This is a genomic window from Dactylosporangium sp. NPDC051087 (assembly GCF_055586325.1).
In genome coordinates this window covers 1-24,651 of the sequence record NZ_JBVJIJ010000062.1, presented here as the reverse complement: position 1 = coordinate 24,651, position 24,651 = coordinate 1, and the positions used below count along the sequence as shown (strand labels likewise).

Here is a 24,651-nt window from a genome sequence, read left to right as displayed (position 1 = left end):
GCCGCGGCCACCAGCGACGGGTTGTCGCTCTGCTCGGCGAAGTTGGTGAGCCGGTCGGTGACGTCGCCGACCCGGTCCTGCACGGCCGTCACGGCCCGGCGGCCCAGCGCGGAGGCGAAGTTCCGTGACTCCTGCACCAGCAGCCGGGACAGGTGGGCGCCGATCCCGCCGCCGGGTGCGGCGCCCGCTTGGCGTTCATCGTCGCCCCGCTGGGCGCCGGCGGCGGACCGGCGGCTCGGCCTCGGGCTCCTCGCCGGTGCCCTCGTCGGTGTCCTCGTCGTCAACCTGGTCGGTGTCCTCGTCGTCGTGGTCGTGCTTGGTGGCCTCGTCACGCGACTGGTGCGGACGGGGCAGGCGGGCCGAGGGCCGGGACGGAGGTTCCTCCGGCGCCTCCGGCTCCTCCAGTTCCTCGAGCTCGGCGGCGTCGTCCTTGGCGCGGTCACGGCCCTCGTCGCGGCGAGCGCCGGGCCGGCCCGCCGACCGCAGCGCCTCGCTGTGGTCCCGGAGTCGGTCGCTGACAGATCCGATGCGCTGCGACACAGCTGTGCGGGCGGCGGACCGGCTGGCGTCAATGAGTGGGCGGCCGAGATCGGACAGCTCGCTGATTGCCTCTGAGCTGCCGACGAGCTTCCGTCCCCGAGCCAGCAGTTCGGTCGGGTTGCCGCCGTAGCGCCCGGCCGCGGCGGCGGCGCCGAGCAGCATCGCCGTGCGCAGCTGGCGCCGCCGGCCCAGTACGTAGCCGACCATGATGGCCAGTGTCATCTGCAGTGCTCGTTTCATGATGCGACCCTCCGGGCGCTGTCGCGGGTGGTTGCGCCCTTTGACCGGCCCTACCCGGATGTCGGACGGCAAACCAGCCCGCACCAACCCGCCCGGAATCGCGGCCTCGCCCGGAATCGCGGCCAAGACGGCGGCATGCTGCAGTGCGGCCGGTACCGCATGGAGTTGCGGTTTGCGAGGCGCGTGGACGTCCACCTGGCCACTGGCTGTGACGGAGGAGGCGGGTTCTGGACGTCCGCTCTAACCAGGCCACCATGGGCGTATCGGTGCGATGGCGGTGCTCGTTGCCGAACGTACGGTGCAGGCCGACTGACAGACCTCTACTACGGGCAGCAGCGTGTTCAGCTTCGGGGTCGAGGATGCAGAGAGCGTTCGACAGTAGTGCCGCGGTGGTGACCGTGGATCTTGGTGGAGTCGAGTTCTGCGACTCGTCCGGTACCGCCGTGCTGGCTCGCGCGGACAAGGCTGCTTAGCGCGGCGAGTACTGCTTCACGATCTACCTTCAGGGTCGTTCGCTGAATCGGACGTTCGCGGAGGCCGCGCTGAACGCCGTCCCCGATCAGCACCGCCCCGCACGCAGACCGCGGTCAGGGGCGTGCCGTGGGACACATCCGTCCGTCAGTACCGATCACGTCCACCGACTCGACCATGAACCGCTGCCAGCTCGTCGCCGGCGGGCGGCACTGCGGGGAACCTACGAATCAGCGGCGCTCACCGGCAGCGCTCCGCTACCCTCGCCGAACGGCCCTGGTCACCCTCGACGCTGCGAGCACTGATTCACCACCTGCGTTCTCCGCCGCAGCGACGATGTCGTTCATGGTCTTTCGGCGTTCCCGCCCCATGCCGGCGCGGACTCGCGCCGGCGTCCGCCGACAGTGATTCATATACCTCCTGACCCGTATCGCGGTGTTACGGGTTGGGGCGGGGTCCGTCCACGTCGTGTGGGTCGGCGAGGTAGGGGGCAGTGAGTTCGGGCTGCTGCTCGGTGATGCGTTGCACCTCGTTGCGCAGGAACAGGCCGGGCTGCCCTGGGACGGGCGGGGTGATGCCTTCGGCGATGAGTGGTGCGGCTTCGTCGGGTTGCAGGCCGCAGGCTGCCCAGGCCGCGGCGATGTCGGCTGGTTGGGCGGCCAGCATCCACTGCGCGGCGACGGCGGCGGAGGCGAGATGCGGCACGGTGTCGCGGAAATGCTCGACGTACGGGGCGACCTCGGCCGGGGTGATCTGCTGGTCGGTGAGCAGCCGGGCAGTGCCGGGTCCGACACCGGCCGCGGTCCATGCGGCCGCCTGGTCGGCGGCGATCGCCAGGTCCATGAACTCGCTGAGCACCCGCATCAGGTCCGCCGGCGGTGTGCCTGGCTGGTCGGCGCGGAGCTGGTGCAGGTGCCTGCGGAATGTCTCGCTGTAGGCGGCGAGCTGGGCGAGGTAGTCCACCGCTGGTTCCTCTCAGCTGACCGACGGGGCGGCGTGGCGTGCTGGCCGAACCGGCACCGATATCGGCGCTGGCAGGCGCGGCGCTGCGAAAAGACGGACCGGCGCCCACGGGGGAAGGCACCGGTCCGCCGGGTCAGGATACGGCCGGGCGCAAGATCCTGCCTGACTCGCCAGCACAGTCAGGTCTGGGCGGATCCGTCGCGTGACGCCCGCGCGGGTTTGGGCTCGTCGATGGACGGGAATCCTGCCGTCGGTTAAGGAGGGTGATCGCTGTGGCGGCGGCATCGGGACAGCAGCCTGGCAGTGGCGCGTCGACCGGTGATCTGGTCGGTCAGGCCGCGACGCAGATCTCGACGTTGGTGCGGGCGGAGCTGGCGTTGGCGAAGGCGGAGTTGGCGGAGAAGGGCAAACGCGCCGGTGTCGGGGGCGGCCTGTTCGGTGCGGCCGGGTTCTTGGCCTGGTATGGGCTCGGTCTGGCTCTTGTTCTCGCGGTCGTTGCTCTGGATCCGGTTTGGCCGTTGTGGCTGGCGGTGCTGGTCGTGATGGTGGTTATGTTCGGCGCGGCCGGGATCGCGGCGCTGGTCGGCCGGCGGCATTTGCAGCGTGTCGGGTCGCTGGTGCCGCAGGAGTCGGTGACGAGTCTCCACCAGGATGTGGATGCGGTGCAGGCCGCGGTCCGGGAAGGACGAACCTCATGAACAGTCCCGATACGCCGACCGATCCGGCTGCGTTGCGGGCGGAGATCGCTGCGACCCGGGCGCAGCTCGGTGAGACCGTCGAGGCGCTCGCCGCGAAAGCGGACGTGAAGGCCCGCGCTCAGGCCGCCGCCGCTCAGGTCGCTGACGCGGCGAAGGCGAAGCTTGGTGCGGTCCGGGACCAGATGGTTGATCTGGCCTGGACGGTGTCGGACAAGGCCGGCAGCACTGCCGCGACGGTCCGGGACACGGTCCGCGACGCGGACCTGCCCGCCAAGGTCCGCCGCCCGGTGCCCCCCGCCGCGCTCGTCGTGGGCGCGGTGGCGGTTGGGTTGGCGATCTACCTGCTGCGCCGGAGGCGGTCATGAGCGGCTGGGCTGCGAAGGTCGCCTACAAGCCGGTCGGCCTGCTGCTCGGGGCCGGCGCGGGTATGGCGGCCGGGTTGATCTTCAAGCAGGTGTGGAAGATCGCCGGGCGCGACGATGACGCGCCGAACGCGACCGACGAGGACCGTGGCTGGGGCGAGATCCTGCTCGCGGCCGCGTTGCAAGGGGCGATTTTCGCCGTCGTGAAGGCCACCGTTGACCGGGCAGGCGCTGTCGGCGTGCGGAGGGCCACCGGCACCTGGCCGGGCTGACCCAGCACTAGACCCGACTCGGCGCCCGTCCATGCGAGCTCTCCGAGCATGCACACGAGACAAGGACACGCTCGATCCTGTCAACACCGGACGGGTCGTTGGAGGAGATCATGATGCGACTGTTGACCTTCACGGCGGGGCTGGCCGCTGGCTATGTGCTGGGCGCCCGCGCCGGCCGCGGCAAGTACGAGCAGATCATCGCCAACGGTCGCCTCGTGCGGGCCAACCCGACCGCGGGTCAGGCCCTCACCGCGGTCATCAACCTGTTCGGTTCAACCGCTACCCCAACGACTGTCGACGCTGCCACCGCCGATGACCCGGTCAACCCGGTCGGGAAGGCCACGCGGACGGGCGGACCGTCGCCATCGCCGCGACCGCAGCGGCGTACTCCATCCTCCGCCACCGAGTCACCCGACCCGACCGCGTAGACAATTCCTCTGGTGATGATCCGGCTGCCGCACGTGGTGCGGCAGCCGGATCGTCGTACATGGTCCAACCAAGCTCGACGGGCTACTTTTGCCGCTGCGATCGCGAGCCAGGAATCCGACAACCTTCACGTCTGCGAATGGCTTCCCCTGCGCCGGGTACCTGCGGTGGCGAGATAGGTGCGGGCGTTGATGTGGTGGGCGAGGTCGGCGAGTCGTTCGGAGCTGCCCGCGCAGCGCTTCAACGCGTTGCTGCGGGTGATCGTGCCGGTCCATCCGAGCGCTCGCAGCAGTTCCGTGACGGAGGCTTCGGTGAGGGCGGCGGCGGCATGAGTGGTGTCGAACAGTGCGGTGGCGTGCTGGAGCGCTGGGGCGATGTCGGGCCAGTAGTGGGCTTTGGCAGGAGTCGCGGCGGGTCAGAGCCTCCAGGCGTTGTCTGGACTGGGCGGGGTCGGCGGTGCGGAGGAATCCTGTCCGGTGCCTGGGACGGAAGCCGTGTCACGGCCCCCGTCCCAGGATCTGTTTCAGCTGACGTGTCCGGCGGTCCAGCAGGACGCGTTGGTGTGGCAGTTCTTCAGGGCGTCGAGGTCAGCGTGCAGGCTTGTCTTGCGGGCGGGGGTGAGCCCTGCATAGGTGTTGCGTAGCTGGTGCGGGTCGGTGGCACGGTCGTAGTACTCGTGTTCGCCGTTGTCGTATTCGATGTAGGTGTAGGTCGCCGTGCGCAGCGCCTCGTAGGTGGTCGGCATGCCGTTGCGGGCATCCTGCGTGTCGGGGTCGTCGGCGCTGGTGCCCGGGCCGTGATGCTCGATGAGCGAGCCGGTGCGCCACGGTGCGGTCTGCCCGCCGGTGAGCAGCGTGAAGAGGCTGCGGCCGTTGACGTCGCCGGCGACGGGCGCGCCGCCGATGCGTTGGAACGTGGGGGCCAGGTCGATGTTCTGCACGATCTGCGGGCGGCTCGTGCCGGCGGGGACGCTGGGGCCGGCGATCACCAGCGGCACCACGATGTCGTGGTCGAACGCGGTTTGCTTGCCTTCCACAAGGCGGTGCTCGCCCATGTGGAACCCGTTGTCGGAGCCGGCGCGGTCAATGCCCCCAAGGAACAGCTGGCCTACGCCGCCAGCCTGGTCATCGCCTTCGCAGGTGGTGGCCGCTCCGCTAAACGCACCCGCGACCTCTCCGGTTCAATGTGTTGCGTGGTCAGTCCGTCCATAGATGCGCGGACTTCCACCGGTGCCGCGGCGTCTGGTTGAACGGTCGCTGGTTTGCGGCAGCTGTGGTTCGGGCGTTGTGACGCACGTTTGGCGCCGGTCATGCGGCTGCTGCGTGGGCTTGCTGTGCCCGGCCGAGACCGCGGCGAGCATCCACCATCTCCGGGCACGGGCGCGGCGGTACCCCCTACGGTCCGCGCTGTGCAGCCTGTTGAACCAGGCGCATCCCGCAGCGGTCGGCGCGTGGGCGCACCTGGACGGCGGGCTGCGGCGCCCGGAGGCCCGCGCGGTCCTGGCCGCCGCACCGACCGCCGCGGTCGCGTGCCGGCTCCCCCAGCACCGCCTTCGAAGATCCTCGTCGCGGCCGACCGGTCCCGGCTCGTCGACGACGAAGCGTACCGGCTGCGGGACCTGTTCGCCGAGTCCGTGTTGCGGCTGCCCGCAGCGCTCGAGCACGCTGCGCGAGAACGGTATCCAGGCCGAACACCTCGACGGTGGACGCGTCCGCTTCGGCGCCGACGCGATGACACATTGTTCCGCGCTCTCGCCCAGGGCGAAGACGGCCCCATCATTGGCTCGGGTTCGCTAGTGCCGACCGCTCGATACAGATGTGGATCGGCGGCGTCGGCTACCCGATCACCGTAGCGAGCTGATCCGCGTCTCGACGGCAGCGCAAGCACATGGTGCGAGCAAGCGGTACGTGGTGAGATCTTACGGGTGGGCGGGTAGGTGGATGCGGAAGGTGGTGCCGGGTCCTTCGTGGTCGGCGAGGGTGATGGTGCCGCTGTGGCGTTCGATGATGGTGCGGGTGATGACGAGGCCGAGGCCGGTGCCGGGGATGCGGTGGTCGAGGGCGGTGGAGGCGCGGTAGAAGCGGCGGAACAGGTGGGGGCGTTCCTCGGCGGGGATGCCGATGCCGGTGTCGGCGACGCTCCATTCGATCCAGAGCGGTGTGTCGTCCTCGCCGGAGCCGGAGCCGGAGCCGGAGCCGGAGCCGGGGTTGGTGATGGTGATGGTGATGGTGATGGTGCCGCCGGTGGGGGTGTATTTGATGGCGTTGGAGAGGAGGTTGTCGGATACCTGTTGCAGCCGGCTGCCGTCGGCGTGCAGGTGGAGTTGGGTCGGGATGTCGACGGCAACGGTCAGGTTTTTCGTCTTGGTCTGGGTGGTGTGGGCGTCGACGGTGTGTCGGATGATCTCGCATAGGTCAACCGGGCCGGGATTGATGGCGAGGTGCCCGGATTCGAGGCGGGCGAGGTCGAGCAGGTCGTTGGTCATCGCTGAGAGGCGGGTGGCGCTGCGGACGATGAGGTGCATGTACTGGCGTTGGTCGGTGTCCAGCAGTGTGTCGAGGTCTTCGGCGAGTAGTCCCGCGGTGGCGGTGATGACGCCGAGGGGGTTGCGGAGTTCGTGGGTGACCAGGGCGAGGAACTCGTCTTTGGTGCGGGCCAGTTCCACTTGGAGTTCTTCGGCGCGGCGGCGTTCGAGGTATTGCCCGATCAGGGCTGAGATCCCGGTCAGCAGGGCGATCAGGGACTCTTCTGGGTCTTCGACTCGGTCGCCGTACACGCACAGCGCGCCGAGGGTGTGGCCGGTGGCGCGGATCGGTACGCCGACGGCGACGTGCAGCCCGACGCGGGCGGCGGCGCGGCTGCGGACCGAGACGTTGTCGGTGGCAAGGTCCGCGATCCACAGCGGCCTGGACTGCTGGTGTACCCGGCCGGGCAGGCCGACACCGGTCTCCAGCTCGTCCAACGCGAACTTGCCCAGCGTGCGGCCAGGCGCGGTGTGCCGGGCCGCGCATACCAGGATCTGCCGCTCGTCGTCGGCCAGCCACAGCTCGGCCACGGCCCATCCCATGCTGGCGCCGAGCGCTTCCACGACCCGGGCAGCGGCGGCCTGACTGGACGGGGCCCCGGCCAGGCCCCTGGACACCGCGGTCTCGACGTCGGTGAAGCGGCTGACCCGGCAGGCGGTGGTGATGTCGTGGCAGAAGGCGTGGAAGATGCGTCCAGCAGGCGTGTCGGTGAATGTCAGGGTCATCTCGATCGGGAACTCGTGGCCGTCGGCGTGTAACGCCTCCAGCTGGAGGCGCTGGCCGAGTACCCGGCCGGGCTCGCCGGCGCCGAGGCGTGCCAGGCCGGCGCGGTGCGCATCCCGGTACCGCTCAGGAATGATCAGGTTGGCGACGTCTCGCCCGCAGGCAGCGGCGTGGTCGTGGCCGAAGGCGGCTTCAGCGGCAGGGTTCCAGCCGACCACCCGACCGGCGATGTCCATCGCCACGTATGCGTCCAACGCGGCGCCGAGCACCGCCTGGGCGTCACCGAGCTGGCCGTCACAGCTGACCGATGCCGGTCGGTTCATTGCACACTCCCGGTCACATGACGCACGCAAGGCGCGCATCGCCGTACCCGACCGGAGGGAAGATCAGCATAACGCCGGCACTGGTTGAGCGTTCCCGAACCAAGATCTGCCCGATCCTGTGGACCTGACCCGGGCTCGTAAAGGCGGGCGACGGTTGCCGAAGGTTCGTCAGCGACAGCGAGTTGGACACCGGCGTCGCCGAACCGGTCGGCGACCGTGACAAGCCGGAGGAGGTCCGTCATGCGGGGTGTGGGTCCAAGTCGTGGCGGCGGGCCCGTGTCACCGCTGTCGTCCCGTGGTGAACAGCGGGAATCATGGACCGTCGTCGACGTAACACCGCAGCCGTCTCGGCCGGCTCGGCGACCGGCTCGGCCGGGCGTGGTCGTCCCGAGGGCTGCGGGTTGGTGCGGACGCGAGATCCGGTCAGCCGGGTCTGGTGTGCAGGCGGTGCTGCCAGCGGCGGAACTGCTGTTCCAGGGTGGTCAGCCGGTCTTCGCGGACAGGTCCGTAGGGTACGGCGTCGTAGATGTGGATCTCGCGGCAGAGCAGGACGCCGAGGTTGACGAGGTAGGCGTCGGTGATGCCGAGGGCGGTGACGCGGGAGTTGATCGCCGCGGCGAGGGTCGGGCTGGCGGTTGCGGTGACGGTGTGCAGGACGGCGTAGTCGTAGCCGGGCAGGAACCGGCCGCACAGTTCCCAGTCGACGAGGACGCAGGTGGTGTCGTCCAGGAGCAGGTTGGTGGGGATCGGGTCGCCGTGGCTGAGCCAACGGTGCGGGCCGAGCTGCTCGAGGAGTTGTTGGAGTCGGGCGTGGTCGGCGGTGGTCAGCAGCCCGGCGGCGTGTTCGGCGTCGACCCGGTCCGGGTAGCTGCCGATCGGCTCGCCAAGATCCGCGGGCGGTACCCAGCCGCGGACGGCGTCCAGCGCATCCAGGATTGTCGCGGCGCAGGCGGCCGGTACGTCGACGGTGAGGTGTCGGCCGTTGCCGAGCCGGGCGCCGGGCAGCACCGTGTAGACAGAGAGGCGGTCATCGTGGGTCAGCAGCCGCGGCACCCGGAAGGGTGGTGGTGCCGCGTCGAAGGCTGCGTAGACGGCGAGTTCATGGGTGCGTCGGCCGATCCAGTATGGATCGTCGGTGGTGAGCATCTTCGCGATGACGGGTAACCCGTTGCGGGTGCCAGCGGCGACGATGGACTTGTCGGTCTGGTGCAGGACCGCGCCGATCACCACATCGTGCTTTGCCGCCGCCGCTGCCGCTGCCGCTGACAGCGCAACGGCAGCGTCCCGGCGGCGGCCGTGGGCATGGCGTGGCATCACCTACTTCGCTGACCTGCTGCCCGGCGGCTGACGACAGCACTGACCGTCCCACCGGTGTTCCCTAGCAGCCGACGGTGCACACGTCCGCCGGCGCGACGGGGGTGTGGTGCGGGGGCGGGTCAGTACTCGTCGTCGGTGCCGTCGGTGACCAGGCCGAGCTGCGGGTCGTACGGCAGGTCCGCGACTGTGTAGCCGTGCTGTTCGCGCCAGCCGCGGGCCACGGCCTTGACCGGTGCGGGGACCAGGAGCTCCTGCGGGTGGGCACCGGGCTGGTACAGCTGCTCGACGGCGACGAGGACGTTGTGGCCGCTGTCGCCGAGGTACAGGCGCCACAGCTGCAGACGCGCGGGGACGGGCACGCTGCCGTCCGAGCGCCTGGACGTCAGCCTGCGCACCGTGCGCCGCGACGTCGACCGGTTCCGCGACCTCCCGCCGCTGCTGTTCGACGACGAACAGGCCGTCACCCTCACCGTCGCCCTCACCGTCGCGCTGCAGGTCGCCGCCACCACGCCTGGCGGCGGGTCTCGCAGAGGCTGCCGCGCGGGCGCTGCACACCATCCGGCAGGTCATGCCCACCCGGCTGTGGCGGCGCGTCGACGACCTGCACGTCACCGCCGTGCAGCAGCCGGCCAGGGAGGCGGCACCGGTCGACGGCGGCATGCTCCTGGCGATCAGCGCCGCCGCCCGCGCCCACGAGGTACTGCGCTTCGACTACGGCGACCATGGCGACGGGCCGCCACGCCGAGCCGCGCCACGTCATCACCCGGGACGGGCGCTGGTACCTCGTTGCATGGCACCTCGACCGCGACCACTGGCGCGTCTTCCGCACCGACTGGATCACCCCGCGCGCGCCGAACGGCCCCCGGTTCCCCCCGCGCGCGATGCCCGGCGGCGGCGACGTCGTCGGCTTCGTCGCCGGCCGGTTCCGTGGCGTCGCCGCCGCCGGTGCGTGGCCCTGCCAGGGCACGGTGATCCTCGACCTGCCCGCCGCCACCGTGGCCCGCTACACCCGCGACCACATCGTCGAGGACCTCGGCGCCGGCGGCTGCCGGCTCACCCTTGGGTCGTGGTCGTGGTCGTGGCCCGCCTCGCCGCCGCGGTCGCCCGCTTCGTCCGCCGCCTCATCAGGACCGCCGATCGGTTCATCGAAGTGTCCCGATCCTGACAGGCAGTGGCATCCGGGTCGCCGGGCGGCTAGCAAGGACGCCATGAGACGTGGCAGCTCGCTTCGCGGCCGGACGTGCGCGGCCGTCGTGACCTTCCTGGTCGCCGCCGGATCCGTGGCGGCGGTGGTACCGGCATCGCCCGCCGCGGCGGCGGCACCCGTGAGCGAGGAGGCCGCGTCGTTCGCCCGGGAACGGGGCATCTCCGTCGCCGCGGCCGAGCAGCGGCTGGCCTGGCAGGCGGTCGCGCCCGACCTGCTGGAGCGGTTGCCGGCCGAGCTCGGCGAACGCTTCGGCGGCCTGTGGATCGACGGCCAGGACGGCGACCGGGTCAAGGTCGGCGTCACCGGGTCGCTCGACCCCGCCGCCGCGGCGGTCATCAGGCGGGCCGCGACCGCGGTGGGGCTCGGCACCGCCTACGACACGGTGGTCGTCGCCCGGTCCGCGGCGGCGCTGGACCGCAGCATGGACCGGCTCGGCGTCGAGATCGCCCGGGTCAACACCGGCGCCGCGGTCGCGCTCGCCGGTGGGGTACGGCCAGATCTCAACGCACTGTGGCTCGGCGTACCGCCGGGAGCGACGCCGGACCAGCTCGCCGTGGTCGAGGCGGCCCGCCGTGACCTGGGCTCCGCGCTGGTGGTCGGCGTGGCGCCGGCCGCTCTGCGCCCCCTCGCGTGCGCCGGCCCGTTCTGCGACCCGCCGCTGCGGGCCGGGATCCGGATCTTGCACCCGACCGCCGGGTGCACCGGCGGGTTCCTGGCGAGGTCCAAGGTGGACAGCGAGCTGTACCAGGTCACCGCCGGGCACTGCGGCGAGGACCGCAGCGGCAACTGGGTCACGCAGTTCGTCGACGGATCGACGCACGTCATCGGCCCGATCCACCACTGGGAGTACAACGCGTCCGGCGATGCGGCGGTCCTGAGCATCACGAACGAGGCCGGCTGGTCGCCCGCGCCGCGGGTCCGGGTGACCCAGGGCGCGTTCACGACCGTGAACGAGACCTACGGGATCGCGGCGGACAAGCTCAGCGTCCTCGGGATGCGGGTCTGCGCCACGGGCGCCACCAACCTGATGAGCTGGTGCGGCTTCGTGATGATGCTCAACGTCACCGTCTCCTACACCGGCCCCACCGTGCATCACCTCGCCTGGACCAACCTGTGCTCGTTCCCCGGCGACAGCGGCGCCCCGATCTACGCCAAGCACAACGCCTACGGCATCCTGGTCGCCGGCAACAACGACTGCGCCACCCTGTACCAGGGCATCCGCGCCGCCGAGGCCCTGCTCAACGTCGACGTCCTGCACACCTGATGCCCCGGGACGGCGGGGAAGCTTCATGCGATCACCGCACGCCGGCGCGCTGTGCGGGGTCGCCCGCCCGCTGCTCACCGGACTGCACCGGTGCCTCGCCACCGGCACCGTCTACGACGAGGACTGCGCCTTCCCACCCCGCCCGGCGTCACCTGTGCGGCTCGTAAATTGGGTTTGGCTTACGCTGCCTGCGAGTATTCGTTGATCAGCCCGCCCAGGACCGGGCGTCGTCGGACCCGCGCAGCGCCGAGATCGGCGACCGATGGTGGTGGATTCGGCGGTTGCTGGTCCAGTGAATGGTGTGGGCGGTGGCGGTTGTAGTGCTCGGTGTACTCGGTCAGCACCCTCAAGAGATGCCATTCGCCAGCGATCAGGATCCGGTCGGTGCATTCCCGGCGGATGGTGCCGACCCAGCGCTCTGCGAAGGCGTTCGCCTTCGGTGCCTGTGGCGGTGTGCGCAGCACGTCGATACGCACGGCGGTGAAGACCACGTCGAACGCTGCGGTGAACTTCGTGTCTCGGTCGCGGAGCAGGAAGCGCAGCCTGCTGGCGTGCTGGTCGAGGTTCATGAGCAGATTCCGGGCCTGTTGCGTGACCCAGTCGCCGGTCGGTGCGCGGTGACGCCGGCGATGTGGACCTGTCGGGTGGCGAGTTCGATGAAGAACAGGACGTAGATCCGTTGCAGCAGCACGGTGTCGACGGTGAAGAAGTCGCAGGCCAGGATTGTGTGGGCCTGGGCGGTGAGGAATTGCTGCCAGGTGGGTCCGGTCCGGCGGGGTGCAGGGTCGACGCCGGCCTGGTGCAGGATCTTCCAGACCGTGCTGGCGATCTGGTGGCCCAGCCGAGCCAGTTCACCTTGTACGCGGCGATGGCCCCAGGTCGGGTTCTCAGCGGCCAGACGCAGCACCAGGTCGCGGACCTCCGGTCCATGGGTGGCCGGCCGGGACGCGCATGCGGATACGTCCAGTGCCGGGCGATCAGTTGCCGGTGCCAGCGCAGCAGCGTGGCCGGAGTGACGAAGAACGCCGACCACTGTGGTCGGGGCAGTAGTCGGGACAACGCCGCCAACACCACCCGATCCGCGGGCTGCAGGTCGGGTCGATGTACCTACCGCCGCAGTACCGCCACCTGATGCCGCAATACGAGCAGTTCGACGTCCTTCGCGCCGCCGTCGCGGGCGAGCTGCGTGAGCATCTGCAAGGTCTGACGTAGGAGCAGGTACACAGCGAGGCTGCCATGCCCTGAATCATCCTCGCTACCGGCAGTTGAGCCACGGACAAATCCGCACGTCACAGCCACCGAACCGAATTTACGAGCCGCACAGGTGAACCTGATCCCGGTGGCGGGCAGTGACCGGTTTCTGGTCGGTCATTGGCGGCGCACGGCGATCGAGCGGCACACCAGCGCCAGCCCACGCGCGTGACCCGGGCGATGGGGATGACGGGGTCAGCTGTGAACGCCGGCGAGGGTCCAGTCCTGCCACGACAGGGGATTACGCACCTGCACGAGCGGTCGGCCGCCGGAAGCGATCATCTCCCGGGTGACCTCGACAACTTGGAGCCGCCCGGCGGCGCCTCGCAGGTGGGGACACTTGACAGCGGCGAGCTCACGACACCGCTGATGTGTGCCGGCCGGCGTCACGACCCGTCCATCGTGCGTGGTCACGACCCAGGCATTCGTGGCCAGCGGCGTGCCGCAGACCTGACACCACCACTTGGTCTGACAGTTCCGCAGCCGGTCGCCGTGCAGATGCCGGAACCACGCCCGGCCGGCAGCGACCACCGTGATCCACGGCACCGGCAGACCGTCCAGGACCGGCCTGGGCCAACCGCTGGGATTCGGGTCCGCTCCTGGCTGTCTCCGCGCCGCGCGCCAGAGGGGGAGGTCCATGCCCATCGCGGCGCACTGCGCCGTCGTGCACACCACCCACCCGTCGGCCTCGTGCAGCCACAGAGGCCGGGCGCAGTCAAGGCACGGCAGACCGTCCAAGCGCCGCAAACCCGTTGCGGCGTCATCGATGCCAGCCATGACGGCAAGGTTGCGTGATCGATCGGTCGAGGTCAACCGCATATCCCCCCGGCCAGAGCCTTCACCGATACAAGGGCCGCGGCAATTCGGCGGATCCCGACATCTGCAACGCTGCCTTGACGGCTACGAGGAGACGCTGCTCGCCGACTGGCTGGCTTGCGGTTCCGTTGCCCCGGGTCCGGTGTGGCTGGTCGGGGGTAGGGGGCCTGGACGGGCCATGAGGTAGCCCTGGCCGAGACGGACTCCCAGGTCGAGGAGGGTGTCGCGTTCGGCCTGGGTTTCGATGCCTTCGGCGATGAGGGCAGCGTTGATGTCGGCGGCGAAGCTGACGAGGGATCGGGTGAGGGCTTGGCGGACGGGGTCGATATGGATGTCGCGGATGAGGTCGATATCGAGTTTGATGATGTCCGGGCAGAGCTGGAGGATGTGGCGGAGGCTGGCGTAGCCGGCGTCGGCGTCGTCCACGGCGAGCTGGATACCGGCGTCGCGGAGCCGGTCGGTGACCGCGACGAGCCGGGGATAGTCCGCGACCTGGGTGTGTTCGGTGAGCTCGACGCCGATCCGCTGGCCGGCGTGGCGCAGGAGCGTGTTCTGGACGCCGGGGTCGAGGAGCGCTTCGGCGGACAGGTTGACGCCGAGCCAGCCGCGGTCGGGTACGGCGGGTAGCTGGTCGAGCGCGCGGCGGATGGCGAGGTGTTCCAGGTCGGTGCCGAGCCCGGCGTTGGCGGCGGCGGCAAACGCATGGGCTGGGGTCGGGTAGCGGGGGTCGTCGAACCGGGCGAGAGCCTCATAGGCGACGACCTGGTCGCGGTCGAGGCGGACGACGGGCTGGAACACCATCCGGACCGTCTCGGTCTGCAGCACCGTCCGCAGCGGATCGTCGTCGGCTGGCCCGGCTGCGTTGGTGAAGCCGCCGTGGTCATGGAGGTGATTGCTGATCAGGTCGGCGAGCACGGTGAGAAACGCCAGGGACTGGTCGTTGAGGGTGGGGTCGGGGCTGCGGCTGAGGCAGCACAGCATGCCGCCGGTGGCGCCATCCGGGGTGTGCCAGGGTACGCCGACGTAGGAGCCGATCCCCATGTCGTGGGTGATGGCCAGCTCACGGGTGATCAGGTTTCGGCGCGCGTCGGGGATGATCGCCGGAATGATGCCGGCCAGAACTCGGGTGCAGAACGATCCCGCCAGTGGGGTTCCCGCACCGATGGGGACGTGCATCTGCTCGACCGCGCCGTCGGCGGCGCGGATCACCTGCTCGTCGGCGGTGAACTGTGACAGCCACGCCACATCCATCCCGAGATGCCCACGAGCGAACTGCAGCAACCGTTGCAACTGCCGCTCACCGGCGCCGAGCGCGCTAGAGCCGGCCCCGGGTGCTGAGCCGAGGATCGGAGGCTGCATCAGTCACCTTCCAGCACTACCGGACCACACCATGTCGACACCGGCGATAAATGTCTGGCGTCGGCCCTGATCATCGGCCACGACGGGGCAACCTTGACCCTTTCGACCCGATCCAGCTCATTCGCAGGCCAGCTGAGGACACCACCACCACCGAGCAGCGCTGCGGAAGCATCGTCTGCGCGATCGTGATGGCGTGCGGCCGGCGGGCTGGTTCAGGCGGCACTCCGGTCGGCGAGGTCGACGCCCGCTGCGTGCAGCATCTGCTGGAGTGCGGGCAGCTGGATCCGGTCGACGATGGCGTCACCGTGCACGAGCCGGTACCAGCTGACGCCGTCGCGACGCACGATGTCGACCCGCCAGCCGCGACGTTAAGCAGTAGTCAGGCGCTGCTGTGCTGTGCACTGAGCACAAGTGGTCTTCAGCGACGGTGTCTTTCTCAACGGACGGTCGCAGACCATCCAGTGGGCACCCGGTACGCAGCAGCACCTGGTGGCTGACCGGCAGATCTAGCTGCTGCCCGCACCGACAGGCGCGCATCTGGACGCTGCGATCCGCCAAGCGCCCGGATCCGGCTGGTGGCGGCCCTCGATCTCCGCCTGCGGCCCCCACAGTCCCGACGGCGGTGCTGTCCACCCATGCGGGCGCCGCTGCCCAGCAGCTGGCGGCGTCCGTTCAACGGGAGCCACGCTGGCCGTCAGGCGACGACCTGGTACGGGCCGCGCTCGCCGTGGCACGCATGCAGTACCTTGACGGGCTGCAACGTGCAGCGCTGCTGGAGGTCCGGGCGGCGATACCCGGCGTGGTCCTCGACGGGCAGCGCACTGACCTGACCGGCCGTCCCGGGCTGGCGTTCCGGTTTGTCAACAGCCGGGACCTGCTGACGGTGATCGTCGGTGGGCATAGCGGCGGGATCCTTGCGGCGATCAACGTGTGGAGCGCGCTCGACGTAGGCGGGCCGGCACGGTTCCACACGCTGTACCTGCGGCGCCGTCAGTGCCCACCGAGCGGGTGGAGCTGGGAACAGGGATGGCTGGACCGGCCGGAGCGCCTGTTCTGCTGCGGCAGCGCGGGATGACGGCTCCTACCCCGCCCCCGGCCGCCCGGCGGTGCGCGGAGGCCGAGGCGCTGCAGCGTTGGGTCTGCCTGCAGGCGGCAGGACGAAGCCGCCGCAGCGGACCTGTACCAGGCTGTCGCCCGACGTATCCCGCCACGACGCGGTCGGGTGCGGCCGCCAGCAGAGCTGCGCCCGCAACCTCGAGCAGGCACGGCCCCGTCGCGCGTCGCACGAGCGCCGCCCGGCACGCCCGCTGCGAACTCACGGACTACCACTGGCACATCCTGGCTGATCCGGACCCGGTCCGCGCGGCCTCGAGTTTGTTGGCGGCGTCGAGCAGGTACGTCCGTTGTTGTTCCCGTTCGCCGGCTGGAGGCGGGGTATTGCGCAGGCGTTGGGTGCCGCGCTGGATCCGGTCGATGATCTGTGCCGGGAACGGAACCGGCTGCCATCGTGGCCGGCGTGGCTGGCGTGGCGGTGGGGCTGTGGCGGCGAGCAGCGCGGCGGCGATCGTCGTCAGCTGCTGTTGCAGGTCGTCGTAGCCGGTGTACAGGGGGATGCGCCGCAGTAGTTCGGGGACGGCGAGGCCCGCTTCCGGGTCGCCGCGGCCGAGGCTGTCCGCGGCGCGCCGCAGATCAGCGACGGCGCACCGAACGGCGTGGCCGTGGGTGCTGCGCCCGTGGGTGCGTTGGGCGTGGCTGGTGGCGGCGGCAGGGTCGATGTCGAAGAGCACCTCTCGGGCGGCGGCGAAGTTGTATTCGTCGCGGTGATGGTCCATCCGTACCTGGACCGTGAACTCGATGTCGTCGGCGCCGGATGGTGCTCCGTCTGCGGACACCGCGACGATCTGGCCGGGGTAGAGCACGTCGCGGCCGGGCAGGGGCGCCAGGACGCGGTCTAGGAGCCGCAGCCCGTGCACCTCGGCCATCATCACCGCGACCGTGGCCGTCACGGCGTGCCGGTGCGCGTCGCGGGCGGTGACGGACGGGTCGTGTCGGCGCAGGTATGCCTGCCAGTCCTGCCGAGCGGTGCCGGCCAGCGCCGCGTCGAGCCATCTGTCGAAGCCTGCGGCGGTCACGGCGTCGTGGATCTGCCAGGTCGGCACGGACGCCGGGTCGGCCTTGCCTTGATCGGCGAGGGTGTGCAGGGTCAGGGCGAGGATGTCGGCCGCCTGTGTTTGCTCCTGCGTCGTCCAGGCGGGGTCGGTATGGTCGGCGGCGACTGCCACGGCTGCCAGTCGGGCAGCGGCGGCGTCGGCGGTCTCCCACCGTGCGCTGTGATCATTGGGCATCGGGTCAGCCTCCCGGTGCGGATCGCCTGCAGGGTCTGGCGACGTGGTTTGTGGACGCGACTTCTTCTTTACCCAGTCTGGCGCCGATTGTGTTCGGCGCCCCCGCCGCGCAAGGAACTGCGGGGGGCATCAGCGGCACGCCGTGCGGAGCGGGCGTTCCTTGCCGCTGCGGTCGGTCGGCTGCAGAACACCAGAACGCGCCAGTTCCTCGCGGTCGGCGTCACCATCAACCGGCTGCGTGATGCGCACGTATGCTCGGCCGGACGGCGGCCCGCGGTCCAGGCCGACTCCGCTTCCCCGGGGGCGGTGTTCACTGTTCAGGTCGTGACGGCGGTGCTGGATCTGCGGCGTCCGGTCGGGGTGATTCTGTCTTCGGTGCTGCAGTATTTTCACCGATGACGCGGCGGTCCGCGTCGTCGGGTGCCTTCGGGCCGTGGGCGCGGGCTAGGAGCATGGTGGCGGTCAGCCACCTCACATTCGGTGGTTTCGCACCGCAGGCCATCGAGGATGCCCTCGGTGTGTTCCGTTGGACCGTGCTGCGGTTGGTAAGCGTCCGCCGTCGCGGTGTCAGGCAGCGCGTGGGGCGCGGGGGACCATGTCGCCGACGGAGTCGGCGTAGGCGCGGTTGAATTCGAGCAGGACGGAGGTGTAGATGTCGGAGGTCATGGCGAGGATGGCGTGGCCGAGGAGTTCCTGGAATTTCTTGAGGTCGGCGCCGCTGGCGTAGAGGTAGGTGGCGCAGCAGTGGCGGAGGTCGTGGAGCCGGATCGGGGGTAGGCTGACTTTGGCGACGAGGTGGTCGAAGCGTCGGGTGGCAGTCTGATAAATATTGAAATCAATTGATTTAGACGCGAGTAGCTTCCAACTTGATCTTTAGCCTGAGCAGCAAGGTCGGGGACTAGATTCCCGACCAGCTCAGCCGTCGCCTGCTGGCCTCGGCCCTCGAGGTACGTGCGACGGATCTTGGTCTTCCCCTCGACCTACTGGACGGCTGGCCGATCTGACAGTTTTCCCGGGGTCGGCCCAGTCAACACAACCCAGGGATGCCCCAATGCCAAGCTGGGCCAAAAATCTCGATGATCATGCGGGGGGCTTACCCCCGGATCTTGGACACGGGGTTTATGCGGCCGGGGCCAGCGTAACGGACGTTGTTCGGGTGCCGTTCTCGTAGGTGATCGGGGATTGTTGTCCGAGCCGGGAGTGACGCCGGACGGTGTTGTAGCGGTGCAGCCATCGGAAGCTGCTCAGACGGGCTTCGCGTTCGTCGGTGAACGCGCGTCGGCCTTGCAGGGTCTCGCGTTTGAAGGTCGCGTTGAACGACTCGGCGAGCGCGTTGTCGGCGGAGCTGCCGACCTTACTCATCGATTGGCGAACCCCGGCGGCCTCGCAGGCGGCGGCGAAGGCCCTGGATGTGTATTGAGCTCCGTGGTCGGTGTGCATGATCGTCCCGTCGAGGCTGCCGCGGGTCCGTTGCGCGGCGGCGAGGGCGTCGATGACCAGATCGGTGCGCATGTGATCAGCGATCGCCCACCCCGCCAGGCGACGCGAGTGCACGTCGATAACCGTTGCCAGGTAGAGGAATCCGCGGTCACCGACCGGCAGGTAGGTGATGTCGCCGACGTAGCGCTGGTTCACCGCGGCGGCGGTGAAGTCACGGCCGATCAGGTCCGGTGCCTTCTGCGCTGCCGGGTCCGCGATGGTGGTCTGCACCCGCCGGCGCAGCCGCAGGCCTTGGATGCGGTAGCGGCGCATCACCCGGGCCACCTTCTTGCGGTTGACCCGCTCGCCACGGTCGTGCAGTTCGGCGGTGACCCTTGGTGCCCCGTAGGTGCCGTCATGACGGGCGTGCACGAGGCGGATCCGGCCGGCCAGAGCCGAGTCCGCGGCGTCGCGGGCGGCCCGGTCGGCTGCGGTGGCCTTCCAGTAGTAGAAGCTGGACCGGGCGATGTTCAGGATCTGGCACAACCGCTTCACGCCGTAGCGTGCCTGGTGGTCGGCGACGAACTGGAAGCGGTTCACCAGCGCGTCTCCCCGGCGAAATACCGGGCTGCCTTCCGCAGGATGTCGCGTTCTTCCTCAAGCTCGCGGACCCGCCGCCGCAACTCGGCGTTCTCCTGCTCGACTGTGCCGGTCGCCTCACCCGCCGCCGGGACCGCACACGAGGGCCGAGTACCCGCGCCACGACGCTCGTCGTCCAGCCGCACCCAGCTGCGCAAGGTCTCCCGGTTGACGCCTAGGTCATCGGCGATCGACGCGATCGACGCGCCCGGCCGAGACCGGTACAACGCCACCGCGTCGGCCTTGAACTCCACGGGATAGTGCTTGTTCGCCATCTTGCTTCAGGACTCCTGATCTACCTGGAACCTCAAGATTCCAGGTTCAAGTGTCCAAGATCAGGGGGTAAGGCCCCGGCTCGGCATCCGCAACGCGGCCTACCAGGGCACTCACTCACGCTGCTGGCTGCGCTTGATCACGTTTCCGCTCATGCCGCCGTCCGTGCGCGGCAGCCAACAGAGGACCGTCAACATCGAAAATCGGCTGTGTCAGCTCGGCGCTCGTCTCTGTTCCGTGCTGCGGAAAGGCGGTGGTCCCGGCAGGAACACCCTGCCATCACGCCGACCCGACCCACATCTATCCACCGCGATGGTCAACCACCCGTCGTGACGGCGAATCTCCGAATGGCGCACCAACCAGAACCTCGCGCATCCAAGCGCGCCATCGACACCAAACGCCTACACGAGCTCGCCGCCAGCGGACATCGGATCGGAGGACCGACGACGCCGGACTCGCGACGGTCAACGAGGTCCCCGCTACCGCTGGTGCGATGCTGCCGCCAGCCCCGCCGGCCGCCGCTACCGCCAGCGGTGGCAGCCATCACCTGTCGCCGTTGTGATGCCCGTGCGGCACTTACCGGCCATTTGGTCATGGCCGACAGGGGGCGTGGTGGGTGGGGGGCGACGGCATCCGTCGACAGAGATAAGCAGACGTGCACCTCACCATGCGAGAGCTTACGAAGGCGGCAGGGGCGGACGGGTATCACCACGTCCGAAAATCTGCAGGACCCAGGCACCGACGTACCTCAGCGAATTAACCCACGCCGTTATCGGAAACGCCCGTGCGACGGGTGGTGCCGCCTTGAGCGCCTCGATGCCGTGCATCCTGGCGATGCCGTAGCAGAACAGGAGCCACATGCCCCATGCCGCAATCGGCATGGCGCTGACGAGCGCGAACCAACCCACGAAACCCACTCCTCCTGCGATCCGCGTCGGGACCCGTGATCGTGTCTGCAATTAGGCAGACTGATCCGTTGCGTGGGCTCCCGAACGGCATCGAGCAGGTTATGCAGAGCGCTACTGGCGCTCTGGGGCTAATCGTCGTCGAAGGCGCATGCCATGCAGGTTAACAGAGACGTGCACAGATGCAGCAGGCCTGCAGCGCGATGGGCGCACTGTGCGGCTCGTTTCGGCGCGACCTGCGCTGCTGTCGCCTCCTCGGCTTGGTCAACCAGCTGATGTTCGTGATCGACACCCTTCAGTCCGCCCTCGCATCGCTGAACCGCATGATCGGCATCACCACCATGCCCGCGGTCGACGAGGCGCCGGCAACAGACGATCCCCTCCACGACGTCCGGATCTAGGGCGTCACGTTCGGCTACGGGGCCGGACCTCGGGTCCTCGACGACATCACTCTCGTCATTCCGGCCGGCCAGCGCGTCGCCGTCGTCGGCGCATCCGGGGCGGGAAAGACCAACTGGCGTCGGTGATTGCCGGCATCCACCTGCCCGGCATCGGAACCGTGACCTGGCCTTGCCGCACTGCCCTGATCACCCAGGAGATCCACGTCTTCGCGGGTACCGTCCGCGACAACCTCACCCTCGCTGCGCCCGACGCCACCGACGACCAGCTCCGCACCGTGCTCGCAGCGGCAACCATCGCGGCCGTGCGACTGCCGGTTCCTCGCCGACATGCTTCTTGCCGAGGTTGTCGTCGGCACCAATCCCATGACATACGCGCGACGAGCCGGGCGGCCGTGAGGCTGGCGGGCTCCAGCGAGTCCGAAGCGGTGACGACAGCAACAACACCGGCCGCTGTGAAGGACATGCTGACCGGTGAGTTGGAACGGATCGGCTTCGCTCCCGAGGTGTCCGCCGACGGCGCGATCGATCTGCGCAACTGCCTTTGAGGATGCGGTCGACGTCCACGGACAGGTAACCTGCGATCTACATCTCGGCTTCGTCGAGGGCGTCCTGTTGCGCATCGGCGGACACGTCTCGGTCGGCGACCTGGTCCCATTCGCCGAGCCCGGTCATTGCCGTCTGTCCCGAGGGCCTTGGGTGGTCAGTTCCGGCCGAACGCCGCGCCGAGACCGGTCAGGTCAATCGGACGCCGCGCGTGTTCGGGCACGTGGTCGATTAAAGACCGCATCGCTTCCAGGGCGGTGAGGATCTGCCGGGCTACCTGCTCGACGGGCCGCATGGCGTCGACCGAGACGAGGATGCCCCGGGAGGCATACCAGTCGACGATCGGATGGGTCACCTCGTGGTAGATGGCCAGCCGTCGGCGGATGACCGGCTCGGTGTCGTCGGACCGCCCTTCCAGGGCCGCCCGGGCCAGCAGCCGGCGGACGAGTTCCTCGTCGTCGGCCTTCAGGTGCAGCGCCACATTCGCGGTCATGTCCAGGCCACGACCAATCTCGTACAGTGTCCGGGCCTGCGCCATGTTGCGGGGCATGCCGTCGAGCACATACCCGCCGCCTGCGGCTTTCGCCTCGGTGATTGCGGCGGCGACCATGTCCAGCACGACCTCGTCAGGCACCAATTCACCCCGGCCGAGCCGGTCGCGGACCGCACGGCCCAGTTCGGTTCGCCGGGCGACGTGGTCGCGTAACAGGTCGCCAGTGGCGATGTGCGGAATGCCGAAGTGCGTCGCGATAAGCGCGCCCTGGGTCCCTTTGCCCGCGCCGGGAGGGGCCACCAACAGCACCCGCATCACGCGACTCCCTCCAACGACCGGAACTGTCACTGCGCCGATCGTAGTCACCTCTCCACGGTCCGGACCTCCACCGTTCACTCCTGGACGGGTTGACGCCACGGAAGGGGGTAGCGGTGACAGATGCCGACCCGACCACAACCTCCTGCCCGACGGGGGACTGTCGGGCAGCCCTACAACGCGCTCAACCTCCGGCTCGTGCTGGCGGCGGGCGGGCTGATCACGCAACGGTGTGGCGCCGCCGGAACTGGCGCCGTCCGACGCGCTACGTTGACCGGCGGCAGGTATGCCGGCGGATGTGGTGGTCATCTCGCTTCGTCTACTTTGCTTCGTCGGCAGCCCGACCTATGGTAGGCCGACGTTGGTGAGTTCCCGTTCGTACGCCGCCATGGCGTCGGTCGACGATGCCGCCTACCCGCCGGCGTCGACATTCTCGCCGTACTCGCCGGCTCACCTCGTCGATCAGGGGGCCGCGGCCGGTACGACGGCTGATGTGGTGCCGCGCACCGCATCACCGCGCCGCCGACCGGTCGCGGTCCACCGGCGGCAAGGGCGTCTCCTCATCCTCGACCGCCAGGGCGAAGCTTCCGAGCTTCGGCCCTTTTTGTTACCCACGTTTCGGTTTCGAGTAAAGGACGGACAATTAGAGTCGACATCGAAGCACCAGACAGGAACTGATTGGCAGGTGTCCGGGCGCTGCTGAGCGAGGAGTTCGCGGCGCAGGCAGCCCGGCTCAAGGAACTCACCGAGATCTCCGACGACACCGGAGATCCGGGCGAGGGGACACCCGGGCCGCCATGGTCGCGGCCACCCCGACGCAGTCTCGACCAGGTGACTGCCGCGTTGGGGCGCATCGCGGAGGGCAGCTGCGGCCGTTGCGACAGCTGCGGCACGCCGATCCCGGCCGAACGGCTCGAGGTGCTACCGCACGCCAGGTTCTGCGTGCCTGCCAGCAGAAGCACCACGGCTGACGACCACGGCGGCCATACCGTGACGGCGCCGCGCCGTCGCGGCATGGCCGCCGGGCAGGGACGCTCGTTGGGCGCTCAGCCTGCCGACGCAACGGTCATTGGCCCCAGATCGCCGTGTTCACCGTTGGCGGCAGCGGTCTCGGGACTGACGGTCTCGAAGACGCCGAGCAGGCCCGCCAGGGCGATCACCTTGGGCCCGGGTCAGGGCGATGCTGCACCCGGCATCGGGATCGCTGCTGCTGTGGACGAGGTCTCACCGACCGGTGTGTGGGTGAAGACCCCCATACGGTCGCGTCCCACGTCGAGAGATCGTCACGAACTGCTGCAACCCATGCTGGTCCGCACAGAGTCGCTGCGCCATCGGCTTTCGCGTCGGAGCTCGGCCCGACCCGGCGACGGTCATGAGGTTCATCGACGAACACCGTGACCGCTTCGCGGTCGCGCTCCTGCTACGGGTTCTGGACATCGCCGAGTCGACCTACTACCAGTGGGTCAAGCAGGCCGAACAGCTCTGCGACCGGGACCTGGTCGACCTCGGCCTGATCTCCAACATCTACGAGATCTGGGAAGCCTCCGGGCGCACCTACGGCGCCGACCGTGTCCATCGACAGTTGCGCCGCGACGGTATTTGGATCGGCCGCAAACGCGTCGAGCGGCTCATGCGCCAGCAGGGCTGGCACGGAGCGTTCCTGCGCCGCGGCTGGCGCGGCGGCTCAACCCGGCAAAACCCACGACACACGCCGGCACCGGACCTGGTCAACCGGAACTTCACCGCGGAAGGCCCGAACCGTGTCGGCGATCACGAAATTCCCCCACTTTTCGGGGTTCTGCGATTAGGTAATTCCCCACCCCCTGACGGGGTCGGTCACGTAATTCCCCAGTGGGAACGTGAGCGGCGCTGTCGGGTGTGGTCCTCGCGATCATGGAAGGTTCTCCCTCGTCGAGGGCGAGGGAGCCGATGGCGAGGAGAAGTTTCACCGTGGTGGACGGGTCTGTCAAGAAAACGGAAACCTCTCTGTCGCCGACCGCTTGACACAGAGAGGTGCCGTTCTTCCCAGTGTCACTCTTGATCAGTCCGTCGGGCTCGCCCTGCCGTTAGATGCCTTCGTGGCTGATGTAAGTATTGCGGCCCGGCGGACATGAAGGACCGGCCGGCATGGCATAAGAGGAGCGTGTCAGCGCCCGACTGGGAAATGCCCACCGACCGGTCCGTGCCCCCTCGGTCAAGGAGGACACAACTCCCATAGTGGTCATCGGCATCGACGCGCACAAGCGCACGCACACCGCCGTCGTCATCGACAGCAACGGCCGCAAACTGGCGACGAAGACCTGCGAGACAACCAGCAAAGACCATCTGGCGCTGCTCCGTTGGGCGGCCGGGCACGGCGAGGAACGCGTCTGGGCCATCGAGGACTGCCGCAACATGACCCGCCGCCTCGAACGCGACCTGCTCGCCGCCGGCGAACGCATCGTCCGTGTCCCGCCCAAACTCATGCCCGCGTTCGACGTAATTCGGGGGTCCTGGAGGTACTGCGGGGCGGAACGTGCTGGTCAGCGGGCCGCGAGTGGCAGAGAACGTGGAATTCGCCT

General features: G+C 69.2%; 27 protein-coding genes and 1 pseudogene. 11 read left to right on the top strand and 17 right to left on the bottom strand.

What is annotated here, in order from left to right:
* Nucleotides 1–195: 195 nt before the first annotated feature.
* Together ACZ6TV_RS53970 and ACZ6TV_RS53965 are read right to left on the bottom strand one after the other, a co-directional pair.
* On the bottom strand, nt 196–780 hold the full coding sequence (locus ACZ6TV_RS53970; RefSeq protein WP_465309332.1) for a hypothetical protein: 585 nt from the start codon (nt 778–780) through the stop codon (nt 196–198).
* 909 nt (nt 781–1,689) lie between these two features.
* The gene (locus ACZ6TV_RS53965) at nt 1,690–2,214 is read right to left on the bottom strand and encodes a hypothetical protein (RefSeq protein ID WP_465309330.1); all 525 of its coding nucleotides are present in this window, start codon (nt 2,212–2,214) and stop codon (nt 1,690–1,692) included.
* 263 nt (nt 2,215–2,477) lie between these two features.
* Between ACZ6TV_RS53965 and ACZ6TV_RS53960 the strand changes: the two genes are divergently transcribed.
* The 4 genes from ACZ6TV_RS53960 (at nt 2,478) to ACZ6TV_RS53945 (ending at nt 3,974) form a co-directional block, all read left to right on the top strand.
* Entirely contained in the window at nt 2,478–2,912 is a 435-nt protein-coding gene (locus ACZ6TV_RS53960) for a phage holin family protein (RefSeq protein WP_465309328.1), read from the top strand.
* Nucleotides 2,909–3,277: a DUF3618 domain-containing protein gene (locus ACZ6TV_RS53955; RefSeq protein WP_465309326.1), complete on the top strand. Its 369-nt coding sequence runs from the start codon at nt 2,909–2,911 to the stop codon at nt 3,275–3,277. Before ACZ6TV_RS53960 ends, ACZ6TV_RS53955 begins: the two co-directional genes overlap by 4 nt.
* Nucleotides 3,274–3,546: a DUF4235 domain-containing protein gene (locus tag ACZ6TV_RS53950; protein WP_465309324.1), complete on the top strand. Its 273-nt coding sequence runs from the start codon at nt 3,274–3,276 to the stop codon at nt 3,544–3,546. Before ACZ6TV_RS53955 ends, ACZ6TV_RS53950 begins: the two co-directional genes overlap by 4 nt.
* A 98-nt stretch (nt 3,547–3,644) precedes the next feature.
* Nucleotides 3,645–3,974 carry a hypothetical protein gene (locus tag ACZ6TV_RS53945; RefSeq protein WP_465309322.1) on the top strand — a complete coding sequence of 110 codons (330 nt, stop codon included), beginning with the start codon at nt 3,645–3,647 and terminating at the stop codon, nt 3,972–3,974.
* A 125-nt stretch (nt 3,975–4,099) separates the two neighbouring features.
* Here the strand turns inward: ACZ6TV_RS53945 and ACZ6TV_RS53940 are convergent.
* The 5 genes and pseudogenes from ACZ6TV_RS53940 to ACZ6TV_RS53920 all read right to left on the bottom strand — a co-directional run.
* Nucleotides 4,100–4,360: pseudogene (locus ACZ6TV_RS53940) on the bottom strand (WbqC family protein); the annotation flags it as partial.
* A 135-nt stretch (nt 4,361–4,495) separates the two neighbouring features.
* Entirely contained in the window at nt 4,496–5,026 is a 531-nt protein-coding gene (locus ACZ6TV_RS53935; protein ID WP_465309320.1) for a sulfatase/phosphatase domain-containing protein, read from the bottom strand.
* Between the two features lie 864 nt (nt 5,027–5,890).
* Entirely contained in the window at nt 5,891–7,543 is a 1,653-nt protein-coding gene (locus ACZ6TV_RS53930; protein WP_465309318.1) for an ATP-binding protein, read from the bottom strand.
* A 423-nt stretch (nt 7,544–7,966) separates the two neighbouring features.
* A complete protein-coding gene (locus tag ACZ6TV_RS53925; protein ID WP_465309316.1) occupies nt 7,967–8,770 on the bottom strand; it encodes a phosphotransferase in 804 nt (267 codons plus the stop codon).
* A gap of 209 nt (nt 8,771–8,979) precedes the next feature.
* Nucleotides 8,980–9,219: a hypothetical protein gene (locus ACZ6TV_RS53920; protein ID WP_465309314.1), complete on the bottom strand. Its 240-nt coding sequence runs from the start codon at nt 9,217–9,219 to the stop codon at nt 8,980–8,982.
* Between the two features lie 363 nt (nt 9,220–9,582).
* On the opposite strand from ACZ6TV_RS53920, the gene ACZ6TV_RS53915 reads away from it, so the two are divergent.
* The gene (locus tag ACZ6TV_RS53915; protein ID WP_465309312.1) at nt 9,583–11,331 is read left to right on the top strand and encodes a WYL domain-containing protein; all 1,749 of its coding nucleotides are present in this window, start codon (nt 9,583–9,585) and stop codon (nt 11,329–11,331) included.
* Nucleotides 11,332–11,510: 179 nt separating this feature from the next.
* Here the strand turns inward: ACZ6TV_RS53915 and ACZ6TV_RS53910 are convergent, their stop codons facing one another.
* The 5 genes from ACZ6TV_RS53910 to ACZ6TV_RS53890 form a co-directional block, all read right to left on the bottom strand.
* Nucleotides 11,511–11,900: an integrase core domain-containing protein gene (locus ACZ6TV_RS53910; RefSeq protein WP_465309310.1), complete on the bottom strand. Its 390-nt coding sequence runs from the start codon at nt 11,898–11,900 to the stop codon at nt 11,511–11,513.
* Nucleotides 11,897–12,238, bottom strand: coding sequence for a hypothetical protein (locus ACZ6TV_RS53905; protein ID WP_465309308.1), 342 nt, complete (start codon nt 12,236–12,238; stop codon nt 11,897–11,899). The genes ACZ6TV_RS53910 and ACZ6TV_RS53905 overlap by 4 nt, the downstream gene beginning before the upstream one ends.
* Nucleotides 12,239–12,777: 539 nt before the next feature.
* Nucleotides 12,778–13,359 (bottom strand): hypothetical protein, encoded by a 582-nt coding sequence (locus ACZ6TV_RS53900; RefSeq protein WP_465309306.1) that lies wholly within the window; start codon nt 13,357–13,359, stop codon nt 12,778–12,780.
* Between the two features lie 123 nt (nt 13,360–13,482).
* Nucleotides 13,483–14,688, bottom strand: a complete 1,206-nt coding sequence (locus tag ACZ6TV_RS53895; protein WP_465309336.1) for a sensor domain-containing phosphodiesterase — start codon at nt 14,686–14,688, stop codon at nt 13,483–13,485.
* 281 nt (nt 14,689–14,969) lie between these two features.
* Nucleotides 14,970–15,101: a hypothetical protein gene (locus ACZ6TV_RS53890; protein WP_465309304.1), complete on the bottom strand. Its 132-nt coding sequence runs from the start codon at nt 15,099–15,101 to the stop codon at nt 14,970–14,972.
* A gap of 278 nt (nt 15,102–15,379) precedes the next feature.
* Here ACZ6TV_RS53890 and ACZ6TV_RS53885 point away from each other — a divergent pair, with 278 nt between their 5' ends.
* A complete protein-coding gene (locus ACZ6TV_RS53885; RefSeq protein ID WP_465309302.1) occupies nt 15,380–15,832 on the top strand; it encodes a hypothetical protein in 453 nt (150 codons plus the stop codon).
* A 247-nt stretch (nt 15,833–16,079) separates the two neighbouring features.
* Here the strand turns inward: ACZ6TV_RS53885 and ACZ6TV_RS53880 are convergent, their stop codons facing one another.
* The 4 genes from ACZ6TV_RS53880 to ACZ6TV_RS53865 form a co-directional block, all read right to left on the bottom strand.
* Nucleotides 16,080–17,102, bottom strand: a complete 1,023-nt coding sequence (locus ACZ6TV_RS53880) for a hypothetical protein (protein WP_465309300.1) — start codon at nt 17,100–17,102, stop codon at nt 16,080–16,082.
* A gap of 567 nt (nt 17,103–17,669) precedes the next feature.
* On the bottom strand, nt 17,670–17,930 hold the full coding sequence (locus ACZ6TV_RS53875; protein WP_465309335.1) for a tyrosine-type recombinase/integrase: 261 nt from the start codon (nt 17,928–17,930) through the stop codon (nt 17,670–17,672).
* A gap of 291 nt (nt 17,931–18,221) precedes the next feature.
* Nucleotides 18,222–19,435 (bottom strand): IS3 family transposase gene (locus ACZ6TV_RS53870; protein ID WP_465309298.1). Its coding sequence is split into 2 segments (ribosomal slippage): nt 18,222–19,132 and nt 19,132–19,435, totalling 1,215 coding nucleotides; the frame shifts between segments, so codons are not numbered across the junction.
* A gap of 675 nt (nt 19,436–20,110) precedes the next feature.
* Nucleotides 20,111–20,341 carry a hypothetical protein gene (locus tag ACZ6TV_RS53865; protein WP_465309296.1) on the bottom strand — a complete coding sequence of 77 codons (231 nt, stop codon included), beginning with the start codon at nt 20,339–20,341 and terminating at the stop codon, nt 20,111–20,113.
* A 179-nt stretch (nt 20,342–20,520) separates the two neighbouring features.
* On the opposite strand from ACZ6TV_RS53865, the gene ACZ6TV_RS53860 reads away from it, so the two are divergent.
* Together ACZ6TV_RS53860 and ACZ6TV_RS53855 are read left to right on the top strand one after the other, a co-directional pair.
* The gene (locus tag ACZ6TV_RS53860; RefSeq protein ID WP_465309294.1) at nt 20,521–20,739 is read left to right on the top strand and encodes a hypothetical protein; all 219 of its coding nucleotides are present in this window, start codon (nt 20,521–20,523) and stop codon (nt 20,737–20,739) included.
* A 122-nt stretch (nt 20,740–20,861) separates the two neighbouring features.
* Nucleotides 20,862–21,284, top strand: a complete 423-nt coding sequence (locus ACZ6TV_RS53855) for a hypothetical protein (RefSeq protein WP_465309292.1) — start codon at nt 20,862–20,864, stop codon at nt 21,282–21,284.
* A 155-nt stretch (nt 21,285–21,439) separates the two neighbouring features.
* Here the strand turns inward: ACZ6TV_RS53855 and ACZ6TV_RS53850 are convergent, their stop codons facing one another.
* Nucleotides 21,440–22,090, bottom strand: a complete 651-nt coding sequence (locus tag ACZ6TV_RS53850) for an adenylate kinase (protein WP_465309290.1) — start codon at nt 22,088–22,090, stop codon at nt 21,440–21,442.
* Nucleotides 22,091–22,921: 831 nt separating this feature from the next.
* Between ACZ6TV_RS53850 and ACZ6TV_RS53845 the strand changes: the two genes are divergently transcribed.
* The 3 genes from ACZ6TV_RS53845 to ACZ6TV_RS53835 form a co-directional block, all read left to right on the top strand.
* Nucleotides 22,922–23,488 (top strand): TraR/DksA family transcriptional regulator, encoded by a 567-nt coding sequence (locus tag ACZ6TV_RS53845; RefSeq protein WP_465309334.1) that lies wholly within the window; start codon nt 22,922–22,924, stop codon nt 23,486–23,488.
* Entirely contained in the window at nt 23,463–24,131 is a 669-nt protein-coding gene (locus tag ACZ6TV_RS53840; protein WP_465309288.1) for an IS3 family transposase, read from the top strand. The genes ACZ6TV_RS53845 and ACZ6TV_RS53840 overlap by 26 nt, the downstream gene beginning before the upstream one ends.
* Nucleotides 24,132–24,307: 176 nt before the next feature.
* Nucleotides 24,308–24,651 (top strand): IS110 family transposase (locus ACZ6TV_RS53835; RefSeq protein WP_465309286.1); only part of this gene is annotated, 344 nt, incomplete at its 3' end.